This window comes from Kutzneria buriramensis (assembly GCF_003387475.1).
GTDB lineage: Bacteria > Actinomycetota > Actinomycetes > Mycobacteriales > Pseudonocardiaceae > Kutzneria > Kutzneria buriramensis.
The window spans coordinates 168,348-180,891 of record NZ_QUNO01000012.1 but is presented as its reverse complement, the minus strand read 5'-3'; the positions used below and the strand labels follow the sequence as shown (position 1 = coordinate 180,891).

Genomic DNA, 12,544 nt, shown 5'->3' with positions numbered 1-12,544 from the left:
GGCGACGACCAAGGGGCGTGCGATGAGTGGACGTTTGGGCATCGACGACATCACGCCGGTGGTCAGTGGCGGCCGCTACGCGTCCAAAGCCGTTGTAGGAGAACACATCCCGGTCGGCGCGACGGTGTGGCGCGAGGGCCACGACGCGGTCGCGGCCACGGTGACGTGGAAGGGTCCCAAGGACAAGGTGGCCCGCCAGACCCGCATGGTCGAGCACGGCATCGGCCTGGACCGGTTCGTCGCGACGATCGTGCCGGACGCCGAGGGCGCGTGGACGTTCCGGGTGGACGCCTGGAGCGACCCGTGGGCGACCTGGCGGCACGCGGTGGAGAAGAAACTGGCGGCAGGCCAGGGTTCCGCGGAGCTGGCCAACGACCTCGAACTCGGCGCGCGGCTCGTGGAGCGGGTGGGCAAGCGCCCGGAACGCCGCAACGACAAGGAATTTCTCCTCGGAGTTGCCGCCGGGTTGCGGGACGGTGAACGGCCGCTGCCCGAGCGGGTCGGCCCGGCGCTGGCGGCCGACGTCGACACGATCATGAACGAGTTCCCGGTGCGAGAACTGCTCACCCGGGGCAAGGTGCACAAGATCTGGGTCGACCGGACCAAGGCGCTCTACGGCTCCTGGTACGAGTTCTTCCCCCGCTCCACCGGCGGCTGGGACGACACCGGCAAGCCCGTGCACGGCACCTTCGTCACGGCCACCCGCGAGCTCGACCGGATCGCGGCGATGGGCTTCGACGTGGCCTACCTGCCGCCGATCCACCCGATCGGGCGAGTGAACCGCAAGGGCCCCAACAACACCCTCAACGCCGGTCCGGACGACGTGGGCTCGCCGTGGGCCATCGGCTCGTCCGACGGCGGCCACGACGCGATCGCCCCCGAGCTGGGCACGACGGCCGACTTCAAGGGCTTCGTGCACCACGCCGAGGAGCTGGGCCTGGAGGTGGCGCTGGACTTCGCGCTCCAGTGCGCGCCCGACCACCCCTGGGTGGCCGAGCACCCGGAGTGGTTCACCACGCTGCCGGACGGCACGATCGCGTACGCCGAGAACCCGCCGAAGAAGTACCAGGACATCTACCCGCTGAACTTCGACAACGAGCCGCGCAGCCTCTACGCCGAGGTCAACCGGGTGATCACGCACTGGATCGAGCTCGGCGTGCGGATCTTCCGAGTGGACAACCCGCACACCAAGCCGCCGGACTTCTGGCACTGGCTGATCTGGGAGGTCAAGCGGCGCTACCCGGACGTGCTGTTCCTGGCCGAGGCGTTCACCCGCCCGGCCCGCCAGTACGGCCTGGCCAAGCTCGGCTTCACCCAGTCCTACACGTACTTCACCTGGCGCACCGGCAAGCAGGAGCTGATCGACTTCATGGTCGATTGGCTCCAGCACGCCGACGAGGGCCGGCCCAACCTGTTCGTGAACACCCCGGACATCCTGCACGAGTCGCTGCAGCACGGCGGCCCGTCGATGTTCGCCATCCGGGCCGCGCTGGCCGCGACCATGTCGCCGACCTGGGGCGTCTACTCCGGCTTCGAGCTGTTCGAGCACGAGCCGGTGCGGCAGGGCTCCGAGGAGTACCTGGACTCCGAGAAGTACCAGCTGCGGCCGCGCGACTACCACACCGCGCTGCTGGACGGCCGGTCGCTGGAGCCGTGGCTGACCAAGCTGAACCAGGTCCGCCGGGACCACCCGGCGCTGCACCAGCTGCGCACACTGCACTTCCACCACGTCGACAACGACGCGCTGATCGCGTACAGCAAGACGGATCCGGACACCGGCGACACGGTGGTCGTGGTGGTGACGCTGGATCCGCACGAGGCCCAACAGGGCACGCTCTGGTTGGATCTGAGCGAGCTGGGCGTGGAGTGGCACGAGCGGGTCACCGCTCACGACGAGGTCACGGGCGACACCTGGGACTGGGGTCAGGCCAACTTCGTCCGGCTCGAACCCTGGCGTGCCGTCGCGCACGTCATCAGTATTCATCGCAAGTAACCGATCAGCACGAATATCGCGGCCCCGTCCCGGGTAGTCCCCGGAGGCGGGGCTTGCCGACCATGGACGAGGGGTAGGTGGCGACGATGCCCGACGCTCCCCAGACCGGGACCACGGATGTCCTGGGGAACGAATTCACCGAAGACGGCCACCTGGTCGAGCCGAGCAGCGACGACTTCGGCACGGCCAGGCAGGCTCCGCGGGAGCCCGAGTGGTACAAGAGCGCTGTCTTCTACGAGGTGCTGGTGCGCGCGTTCGCCGACTCCAACGGCGACGGCACCGGCGACCTGCGCGGGCTGGCCGAGAAGCTGGACTACCTGGAGTGGCTCGGCGTGGACTGCCTGTGGCTGCCCCCTTTCTATGCGTCGCCGCTGCGTGACGGCGGCTACGACATCAGCGACTTCCGGCAGGTGCTGCCCGAGTTCGGCACCGTCGACGACTTCGTGTACCTGCTCGACCAGGCCCACCGCCGGGGCATCCGGGTGATCACCGACCTGGTGCTCAACCACACCTCGGACGCGCACGCCTGGTTCCAGGCCTCGCGCACCGACCCGCAGGGCCCGTACGGCGACTTCTACGTGTGGAGCGACGACGACTCGCGCTACTCCGACGCGCGGATCATCTTCGTCGACACCGAGACGTCGAACTGGACCTTCGACCCGGTGCGCGGCCAGTTCTACTGGCACCGCTTCTTCAGCCACCAGCCGGACCTCAACTACGAGAACCCCGAGGTCCAGGAGGCGATGATCGACGTCCTGCGGTTCTGGCTGGACATCGGCATCGACGGCTTCCGGCTGGACGCCGTGCCCTACCTCTTCGAGGAGGAGGGCACCAACTGCGAGAACCTGCCGCGCACGCACGAGTTCCTGCGCCGCTGCCGCAAGGTCGTCGACGTCGAGTACCCGGGCCGGGTGCTGCTGGCCGAGGCCAACCAGTGGCCGGCCGACGTGGTCGAGTACTTCGGCGACGCCGACGCCGGCGGCGACGAGTGCCACATGGCGTTCCACTTCCCGCTGATGCCGCGGCTGTTCATGGCGGTGCGGCGGGAGTCGCGGTTCCCGATCTCGGAGATCCTGGCCCAGACGCCGGAGATCCCGTCGGGCTGCCAGTGGGGCATCTTCCTGCGCAACCACGACGAGTTGACGCTGGAGATGGTCACCGACGAGGAACGCGACTACATGTACGCGGAGTACGCCAAGGACCCGCGGATGAAGGCCAACATCGGCATCCGCCGCCGGCTGGCCCCGCTGCTGGAGAACGACCGCAACCAGCAGGAGCTGTTCACGGCGATGCTGCTGTCGCTGCCGGGCTCGCCCGTCCTGTACTACGGCGACGAGATCGGCATGGGCGACAACATCTGGCTGGGCGACCGGGACGCGGTGCGCACCCCGATGCAGTGGACGCCGGACCGCAACGCCGGCTTCTCCCGGTGCGACCCGAACCGGATCTACCTGCCGGTGATCGGCGACGCCACCTACGGCTACCAGGGCATCAACGTCGAGGCACAGATCAACAACAGCTCGTCGCTGCTGAACTGGACCCGCCGCATGCTGGAGGTCCGGACCGCGCACAAGGCGTTCGGCTTCGGCACCTACACCGAGCTGGGCTCGACCAACCCGTCCATGCTGGCGTACCTGCGGCGCTGGAACGACGACGTGCTGCTGTGCGTGAACAACCTGTCGCGCTTCCCGCAGCCGGTCGAGCTCGACCTGTCCGAGTACCACGGCCTGGTGCCGCTGGAGCTGACCGGCGGCGTGCGCTTCCCGCGCATCGGGGACCTGCCGTACCTGCTGACCCTGCCCGGGCACGGTTTCTACTGGTTCCAACTGGTCCCCGAGACCGAGGGCGGGGAGGCGCCGTGACGGAACTGACTCCACTATCCGATGCTTTGCTGCGCTGGCTGCCCGAGCAGCGGTGGTTCGGCGGCAAGAACCGCGATCTGTCAGAAGTGTCCACCCGGGACGCGGTGACGCTGCTGGACGGCGACCCGAAGCTGGTGCACGCCGTGCTGAGCACCGCCGACGGCGAGTACCAGCTGCTGGTCGGCCGCCGCCGGGAGTTGCCCGAGCACCTCGGGCACGCGATGATCGGCGAGGTCGACGGGTACGTCTACTACGAGGCGGTGCACGACACCGAGCTGATGGGCCGGCTGCTGACGCTGATCGCCGAGGACACCTGGGTGGAGGGGATCCACTTCGCCCCCGAGCCAGGTGCCGTCATCGTGCCCGCGCAGCGGGCCAAGCCGGTCAGCGCGGAGCAGTCCAACACCTCGGTGATCTACGGCACCGAGTACATCCTCAAGCTGTTCCGCCGTGTGGTGGCCGGCCCGAACCCGGACCTCCAGCTGCACCGGGCACTCCAGTCGGTCGGCTCCAAGCACATCGCCCGCCCGCTGGGCGCGATCACCGACGAGTTCGTGGTGCTGGGCATCCTCCAGGAGTTCCTCCAGGGCGCGGTGGAGGGCTGGGCGATGGCCACCGCGTCCGTGCGGGACCTGATGGCCGAGGCCGATTTGCACGCCGCCGAGGTCGGCGGCGACTTCGCCGGTGAGGCGTTCCGGCTGGGGCAGTCCGTCGCCGAGGTGCACGCCGACCTGCGCAAGGCACTGGGCAGCGGGCAGGAGGGCCCGGAGCGGTTGTACGAGGCGGTGCAGGCGATGCACCGCCGGCTGGACGCCGTGCTGGCCGACGTGCCCGAGCTGGCACCGTACGAGTCGGCGTTACGAGCCGTGTTCGAGCAGGCCCGCAGCGGCCGGTCGCTGGTGGACGTGCAGTTCATCCACGGCGACCTGCACCTGGGCCAGGTGCTGCGGACCGCGACCGGCTGGCGGCTCATCGACTTCGAGGGCGAGCCGGCCGCGCCGCTGGCCGAGCGCAACGCGCTGCGGTCGCCGCTGCGGGACGTGGCGGGCATGCTGCGCTCGTTCGACTACGCGGCGCAGCAGCTGCTGGTCGGTCACCCGGCCGACCACCAGCTGGAGGTGCGGGCGCGGGAGTGGACCGCGCGCAACCGGGAGGCGTTCTGCGACGGCTACGCGGAGGTCGGCGACGACCCCCGCGAGCAGGGGCCGCTGCTGCGCGCGTTGGAACTGGACAAAGCCGTGTACGAGGTGGCGTACGAGCACGGGAACCGGCCGGACTGGCTGACCGTGCCGCTGGCGTCCATCGCGAGGATCACCGCCGGAGAGGACTGAACAGTCGTGACGAGCATCGCACCGGCCAAGGACGAGGTGGACCGGCTGCTCGGGGGTGCGCACCACGATCCGCACGGGGTGCTGGGCGCGCACGCGCACCCGGGCGGCACCGTCGTGCGGGCGCTGCGCATCGGCGCCCGCTCGGTGTCGGTGCTCGTCGGCGACAAGCGGTTCGAGCTGGACCCGGTCGAGGGCGGCCTGTTCGCCGGCCTGGTGCCGGAGCCGCCGAGCGACTATCGGTACGAGGTCGACTACGGCGACGGCAACGTCGTCATCGCCGACGACCCGTACCGCTGGCTGCCGACGATCGGCGAGCTGGACCTGCACCTGATCGGCGAGGGCCGGCACGAGCGGCTGTGGGAGGTGCTGGGCGCGCACCCGCACCGCTACGACACCCCCGGCGGGCCGGTCGACGGCACGTCGTTCGCGGTGTGGGCGCCGACCGCGCAGGGCGTGCGGGTGTGCGGCGACTTCGACGGCTGGGACGGCCGCGGCACGCCGATGCGCTCGCTGGGAGGGTCCGGCGTGTGGGAGGTGTTCCTGCCCGAGGTGCCCGTCGGCACCAGGTACAAGTTCCGGCTGCTGGGCAAGGACGGCGCCTGGCACGAGAAGGCGGACCCGATGGCGTTCGCCACCGAGGTGCCGCCGGCGACCGCGTCCGTGGTGTACGAGTCGTCGTACCAGTGGCAGGACGCCGACTGGCTGACCACCCGTGAGGCCAGCGACTGGTCGCGGCGCCCGGTCAGCGCGTACGAGGTGCACATCGGTTCGTGGCGCAAGGGGCTGAACTACCGCGAGCTGGCCGAGCAGCTGGCCGACTACGTGCTGCAGACCGGGTTCACCCACGTCGAGCTGCTGCCGGTGGCCGGGCACCCGTTCGCCGGGTCCTGGGGCTACCAGGTGACGTCGTACTACGCGCCGACGCCGCGGTTCGGCTCGCCCGACGAGTTCCGGCACTTCGTCGACCACCTGCACCAGCGGGGCATCGGCGTGATCGTGGACTGGGTGCCGGCGCACTTCCCGCGCGACGAGTGGGCGCTGGCCCGGTTCGACGGCAGCCCGCTGTACGAGCACGCCGACCCGCGCCGCGGCGAGCAGCCCGACTGGGGCACGTTCGTGTTCGACTTCGGCCGCAACGAGGTCCGCAACTTCCTCGTCGCCAACGCGCTGTACTGGATCGAGGAGTTCCACGTCGACGGCCTGCGGGTCGACGCCGTGGCGTCCATGTTGTACCTGGACTACTCGCGGCCCGAGGGGCAGTGGCTGCCCAATGTGCACGGCGGCCGGGAGAATCTGGACGCGGTGCAGTTCCTCCAGGAGCTCAACGCCACCGTGTACCGGCGGCACCCGGGGATCATGATGATCGCCGAGGAGTCCACCGCGTGGCCGGGCGTCACCCGGCCCACCCACCTGGGCGGCCTGGGCTTCGGGTTCAAGTGGAACATGGGCTGGATGCACGACACGCTCCGGTACCTGTCGCACGATCCGGTGCACCGGTCATACCACCACAACGAGATGACCTTCTCGCTGATGTACGCGTGGAGCGAGAACTTCGTGCTGCCGCTGTCGCACGACGAGGTGGTGCACGGCAAGGGCTCGCTGTGGGGCCGGATGCCGGGCGACGCCTGGAACAAGGCCGCCGGGCTGCGCGCGCTGCTGGCGTTCATGTGGGCCCACCCCGGCAAGCAGCTGCTGTTCATGGGCGGCGAGTTCGGGCAGATCGACGAGTGGTCGGAGAAGCGGTCGCTGGACTGGCCGCTGCTGGACGACCCGCTGCACGCCGGCGTGCAGCGCCTGGTCGGCGACCTCAACGCGGCGTACCGGGACTGCCCGGCACTGTTCACTCTGGACACTTCGCCGGACGGCTTCTCCTGGATCGACGCCAACGACTCGGCCGGCAACGTGCTGTCGTTCCTGCGTCAGGGCGAGGACGGCTCGGTGCTGGCGTGCGTGGCCAACTTCTCCGGCGGCCCGCACCGCGACTACCGGGTCGGCCTGCCGTCCACCGGCGCGTGGCGCGAGGTCGTCAACACCGACGCCGAGGTCTACGGCGGTTCCGGCTGGGGCAACCAGGGCGAGATCGTCGCCGGGGCCAAGCCCTGGCACGGCCGCCCCGCGTCGGCGCTCGTGCAGCTGCCGCCGTCGGGCGTCATCTGGCTGACGCCGGAGTCCTAGACACACGAACGGACGCCCCCGTTCCTGGCTCCTGGGACCAGGTTCGGGGGCGTCCGTGTGTTCGTGAACGGGGTTGTCAGCCGACCTTCTGGATCAGCGCGTGGCGGATCAGGAACTTGCCCTGCTCGTGGATCTGGTTGAAGGCGCCGTTGTCGAGCAGCACGCAGCTGCCGGAGGTGGACGTCACCGGGACGGTGATGGACTTGTTGTTGTCCAGGTTGGTGACCTTCAGCATGGTGCCCTTGGGGAACTGGTTGCTGGAGGCCGTGAGGCCGCCCGCACCGGACGTGGTCACGGTGGAGCCCTTGCAGACCTGGTTGGCGGCGGAACCGGAGCCGGCGTTGGTGCCGGTGTTGGTGTCGGTCGGGTTCGCGGTCGCGGTGTCGGTCGGGTTGGCGGTGTCGGTGCCGCCGTTGCCGCAGCCGTTGTTGCCGCCGTTGTTGCCGCCGTTGTTCATGCCGCCGTTGTTCATGCCGCCGTTGTTCATGCCACCGTTGTCGCCGCCCATGTTCCCGTTGCCCATGCCGTTGTCGGTCGTGGTCGTGGTCGGGGGCGCGCTGGTGTCGGTGCTCATGCCGCCGTTGCCCATGCCGCCGTTGTTGCAGCCGCCGTTGTTGCAGCCGCCGTTGCCCATGTTCCCGTTGCCCATGCCGTTGTCGGTCGTGGTCGTGGTCGGGGGCGCGCTGGTGTCGGTGCCGTTCCCGTTGCCCATGCCGTTGTCGCCGCCCATGCCGCCGTTGCCCATGCCGCCGTTGTTGTCGGTGGTGGTCGCCGGGGGCGTGTTCGTGTCGGTGGAGGTCGGGCAGCCGTTGCCGGAACCGTTTCCGTTCTGGTCGCAGCCGGCCGCCTTCAGGCGCTGCTCGATCTGGGCGACCACGGCCTCGCGGTTCTTGATGCGCGCCGCCGACTGGGCGTCGGGGTGGGCCTTCTGCTGCGCGATGAAGTTCAGGTTGTTCTGCAGGGCCGTCTGCAGGCCGTTGCAGTTCTCGCCGCTGCCCTTCTTCTTGTTGGCGTCGGCCGAGGCGGTCACGTTGTTGGTGCAGCCGGCGGCCTGGCGGCGCTGCTGGATCTGGGCCACCACGGCCTCGCGGTTGGCGATGTTCGCCGCGGACACCGCGGTGGGGTTGGCCTTCTGCTGCGCGATGAAGTTCAGGTTGTTCTGCAAAGCCTGGTCGAGGCCCTGACAGTTCTCGGTCGCCGCGTGGCTGGTGCCCGAGATGATCGCGAATCCACCTCCCAGCACGACGGCGACGCCCAGCGCGGCGGCGGTGCCGAGGATGGCAGCGCGTTTGCGACTGGGACTCATATCGGCAATCCAGGACATTGCGGCGTCTCCTGTCGTCGTTCTTGGTCTGAACCACGTTCGCGGGGTTACTACCGTCGAAACCGTCGATCGGTTCACCGCCGGTCGTTATTCGGCCGGGTAGCATCCGTTCACGTGCATGAGATCGCGGTCTTCAGCGGCAGCGCCCATCCCGACCTCGCGGCCGACATCTGCGCACACCTCGGTGTTCCACTACGCCCGGTGCGCGTCGAACGGTTCGCCAACGACTGCATCGAGGTCCAGCTCCAGGCCAACTGCCGCGAGCGGGACGTGTTCCTGATCCAGCCGCTGGTGCCGCCGACCCAGGAGAACCTGGTCGAGCTCCTGCTGATGCTGGACGCCGCCCGCGGCGCCTCGGCCGCCCGCACGACCGTGGTGCTCCCGCACTACGCGTACGCCCGCAGCGACAAGAAGGACATGCCGCGCGTGTCCATCGGCGGCCGGCTGGTCGCCGACCTGCTGGTGACCGCCGGCGCGAGCCGGGTGCTGACCATGACCCTGCACTCCCCACAGGTCCACGGCTTCTTCAGCGTGCCGGTGGACCACCTGCACGCGCTGCGCGAGCTGGCGGCCCACTTCCGCGGCGCCGACCTGTCCAACGCCGTGGTGGTCTCCCCCGACCTGGGCAACGCCAAGCCGGCGGCGGCCTTCGCCCGGCTGCTGGGCGTGGGCGTGGCGGCCGGGGCCAAGCAGCGCTTCGCCGACGACAAGGTCAGCATCAGCTCGATCATCGGCGACGTGGCCGGCAAGGACGTGATCGTGCTCGACGACGAGATCGCCCGCGGCAGCACCGTGGTCGAGCTGATCGAGCGGCTGCACGAGCTCGGCGTCAACTCGATCCGTGTCGCCTGCACGCACGGCCTGTTCGCGGACGGCGCGATCAAGCGCATCGGCGACCTGCCGGGCGTGCGCGAGATCGTCTGCACCGACACCGTGCCGATCGCGGCCCAGAAGCGCACGCCCAAGCTGACGGTGCTGTCCATCGCGCCGGCGATGGCCGAGGCGATCCGGCGCATCCACAACGGCGAGTCGGTGAGTGCCCTGTTCGACGCCTGATTCCGGGGGTTAACCCGGTAGGCGGGTCCCGGAACCGTCCGTAGCGTTGGCAGGCGTGATGGGGAGCCTGCACGAGCGGATACTGCGGCCGCTGGGCGAAGCGCGGACCTGGCGGGCCACCCTGCACCTGCTCGGCGGTGTCTTCTGGAGCAGCGCCAATGCCCTGGTGCTGGTCGCCGGCCTGCTGGTGGCGGTGGCTCCCATCCCGGCGCTGGTGGTGTTCGTCGAGCTGGTCGGCCCGATCCGCGAGAACGGCACCGCCGCCGGGTGGCTGGTGATGCTGTTGCTGCTGCTCACCGTGCCGGCCGCGGTGCTCGGGACCATCGGCACCGCGTACGCCCTGGAGGGCTGCGCCCGGTTGGAGGTCGGCTGGTACCGGTCGGTGCTCGGCGTGGACATTCCGCTGGCGGTCCGGCTCCCGGCGCGCCGGGGCCCGCTGCTGCCGCTGTTCGGACGGCTGGCGACCAGCCGGCAGTTCTGGCGGCTGATGGCGTACGAGCTGGTCCGGCTGCCGGTGGCGCTGCTGACCGGGACGCTGGCGGCGATCTGCTGGGTCGGCCCGGTGGCCGTGCTGATCGCCGCAGGCGGCGACTTCATCGGCGGTGCGGTGGACGCCGTCTACGAGCCGTACCTGGACGGCGATCATCCCTGGGAGAGCGTGCCGGCGCTGGTGTTGGTGCTGCTGGTGCCGCTCGTGCCCTACCTGGTGCGGTGGATGCTGACCTGGCATCTCGCGCTGGCCCGGCGGTACCTGGGGCAACTGTCCGCCGAGCAGCTCGCCGCCCGGGTGTTCGAGGTCGAGCAGCGCCGCGAGGACGCCATGGCCGCCGCCGAGACCGAGCGCCGACGCATCGAACGCGACCTGCACGACGGCGCCCAGCAGCAGCTCGTGGCGCTGGCGATGCTGCTCGGCCGGGCTCGCCGCAAGTACGACAGCGACCCGGAGGCCACCCGGGCGCTACTGGAGGAGGCCCACCGCAGCGCCAAGGAGGCGATCGTCGAGTTGCGCGAGCTCACCCGGGGCCTGAGCCCGCCCGTGCTGGCCGACCGGGGCCTGGACGCCGCGCTGTCCGCGCTGGCGGCCCGCTCCGAGGTGCCGGTGGCGATCGACTTCGACGTGGCGCGGCGGCCCGGCCGCACCGCCGAGTCGATCGCGTACTTCATGATCGCCGAGTCGCTGACCAACATCGTCAAGCACGCGCGGGCCGGCCGGGCCTGGGTTCGCGTGCGGCAGCAGGGGACGTCGCTGCGGGTCGAGGTCGGCGACGACGGGGTCGGCGGGGCCGCCATGTCCAGCGGCTCCGGCCTGGCCGGGCTCGCCGACCGCGCGGCCGGCGTCGACGGCACCCTGACCGTGACCAGCCCGGCCGGTGGGCCGACGACCGTGAGCCTGGAGCTGCCGTGCGGATCGTGATCGCCGAGGACGCCGTGCTGCTGCGGCACGGGCTGACCCTGCTGCTGACCGAGAACGGCCACGAGGTGGTGGACGCCGTCGACGACGCCGAGAAGCTGCTGCGGTCGGTCGCGGATCATGCCCCCGACGTGGCGGTTGTCGACGTACGGATGCCGCCCACGCACACCGACGAGGGGCTGCGGGCCGCGCTGGTGATCCGGCAGCAGTGGCCGGCGACCGCGGTGCTGGTGCTGTCTCAGTACGTCGAGGAGCGCTACGCGTCCGATCTGATCACCGGCGAGCTCAACGGCGTCGGCTACCTGCTCAAGGACCGGGTCGCCGACGTCGAGGAGTTCCTGTCCGCGCTGGACCGGGTCGGCGCCGGCGGCACCGTGTTCGACCCGGAGGTGGTGTCGCAGATCGTCGCGCGCAGCCGCCGCCGGGACCCGCTGGCGACGTTGACGCCCCGCGAGCGGCAGGCGTTCAGCCTGATGGCCGAGGGCCGGTCCAACGCCGGCATCGCCGAGGGGCTGGTGATCACCGAGGGCGCCGTGGAGAAGTACGTGGCCGGCATCTTCAACAAGCTGGGGCTGCCCAAGACCAGCACCGAGCACCGTCGCGTGCTGGCCGTGCTGCGGTACCTGGAGGGCTGACTAAAGCTGGGACCTCAGCAGGTCGAGCAGGGTGCGGCCGAAGGCGGCCGGGTCGTTGATCCCGGGCATCGGGGCGTAGCCGAAGTGATTGCCGGGGAAGATCACCAGCGGCGCCCGGAGCGCGTCGGCGGCTGCCTCGGCGCTGCGGAACGGCAGCGTGCCGGTGACTGCCTTGCCGGCGACCAGCACGACCGGGACACCGCCGGCCTTGATCGCCGCGAGGTCGAGCTGGTGGTTGACGAAGGCGGCGACCTCCGCGCCGTCGACGTGCAGCTGCGCCGCGACGGCCGCCATCACGGACTCGTCGACCGGGCCGAGCATGCCGGTGAGGCGGAGAAAGCGCATGCCCGCGTCGGGGGCGTCGGCGAGGTCGTGGAACTCCCGGATCACCTCGTCGGCATCGGGCAGCAGCGACATGACCGGCGGCTCGTGCGCGATGACCAGCCCGACCCGTTGCGGATGCCGTGCCACCAGGTCGAGGGCGACCAGGCCGCCGGCGCTGCTGCCGAAGACCGCCGCCTTGGTCGCGCCGAGCTCCTCGAGCACCGCCGCCGCCTCGTCGGCCCGCTCCACCGGGCCGCCCTCGCGCTGCGTGTACGTGACCACCGTGTACTGGTCGGCCAGGATGTCCAGCACCGCGTCGTAGCTGCTGGCGCTGCCGCCGCCCCCGTGCAGCAGAAGCAGCAAGGGCCCGTCGCCGCGTTTCGTCAGGTCCATGTCAACCCCCTTGCCGGCCAACGATACCCGGGGCGGGTCG

The 12,544-nt window shown here is 70.5% G+C and carries 9 protein-coding genes; 7 read left to right on the top strand and 2 right to left on the bottom strand.

Annotated features, from left to right (window positions below; genetic code table 11):
* Positions 1-22: 22 nt before the first annotated feature.
* The 4 genes from BCF44_RS32680 (at position 23) to glgB (ending at position 7,361) form a co-directional block, all read left to right on the top strand.
* Positions 23-1,993, top strand: a complete 1,971-nt coding sequence (locus BCF44_RS32680) for an alpha-1,4-glucan--maltose-1-phosphate maltosyltransferase (protein ID WP_116178284.1) — start codon at positions 23-25, stop codon at positions 1,991-1,993.
* Between the two features lie 86 nt (positions 1,994-2,079).
* The gene (treS, locus tag BCF44_RS32675) at positions 2,080-3,855 is read left to right on the top strand and encodes a maltose alpha-D-glucosyltransferase (protein ID WP_116178485.1); all 1,776 of its coding nucleotides are present in this window, start codon (positions 2,080-2,082) and stop codon (positions 3,853-3,855) included.
* A complete protein-coding gene (locus BCF44_RS32670; RefSeq protein WP_116178283.1) occupies positions 3,852-5,186 on the top strand; it encodes a maltokinase N-terminal cap-like domain-containing protein in 1,335 nt (444 codons plus the stop codon). The genes treS and BCF44_RS32670 overlap by 4 nt, the downstream gene beginning before the upstream one ends.
* 6 nt (positions 5,187-5,192) lie before the next feature.
* On the top strand, positions 5,193-7,361 hold the full coding sequence (gene glgB, locus BCF44_RS32665; protein WP_116178282.1) for a 1,4-alpha-glucan branching protein GlgB: 2,169 nt from the start codon (positions 5,193-5,195) through the stop codon (positions 7,359-7,361).
* Between the two features lie 76 nt (positions 7,362-7,437).
* Here the strand turns inward: glgB and BCF44_RS56870 are convergent, their stop codons facing one another.
* Entirely contained in the window at positions 7,438-8,667 is a 1,230-nt protein-coding gene (locus tag BCF44_RS56870; protein ID WP_211353314.1) for an RlpA-like double-psi beta-barrel domain-containing protein, read from the bottom strand.
* A 132-nt stretch (positions 8,668-8,799) separates the two neighbouring features.
* Here BCF44_RS56870 and BCF44_RS32650 point away from each other — a divergent pair, with 132 nt between their 5' ends.
* The 3 genes from BCF44_RS32650 to BCF44_RS32640 are packed head-to-tail and all read left to right on the top strand — an operon-like array spanning position 8,800 to position 11,787.
* Positions 8,800-9,741: a ribose-phosphate diphosphokinase gene (locus BCF44_RS32650; RefSeq protein ID WP_116178281.1), complete on the top strand. Its 942-nt coding sequence runs from the start codon at positions 8,800-8,802 to the stop codon at positions 9,739-9,741.
* 58 nt (positions 9,742-9,799) lie between these two features.
* Positions 9,800-11,155: a sensor histidine kinase gene (locus BCF44_RS32645; RefSeq protein ID WP_116178280.1), complete on the top strand. Its 1,356-nt coding sequence runs from the start codon at positions 9,800-9,802 to the stop codon at positions 11,153-11,155.
* On the top strand, positions 11,143-11,787 hold the full coding sequence (locus tag BCF44_RS32640; RefSeq protein ID WP_116178279.1) for a response regulator: 645 nt from the start codon (positions 11,143-11,145) through the stop codon (positions 11,785-11,787). Before BCF44_RS32645 ends, BCF44_RS32640 begins: the two co-directional genes overlap by 13 nt.
* On the opposite strand, the gene BCF44_RS32635 is transcribed toward BCF44_RS32640, so the two are convergent.
* Positions 11,788-12,504, bottom strand: a complete 717-nt coding sequence (locus BCF44_RS32635) for an alpha/beta fold hydrolase (protein ID WP_116178278.1) — start codon at positions 12,502-12,504, stop codon at positions 11,788-11,790.
* Positions 12,505-12,544 lie beyond the last annotated feature (40 nt).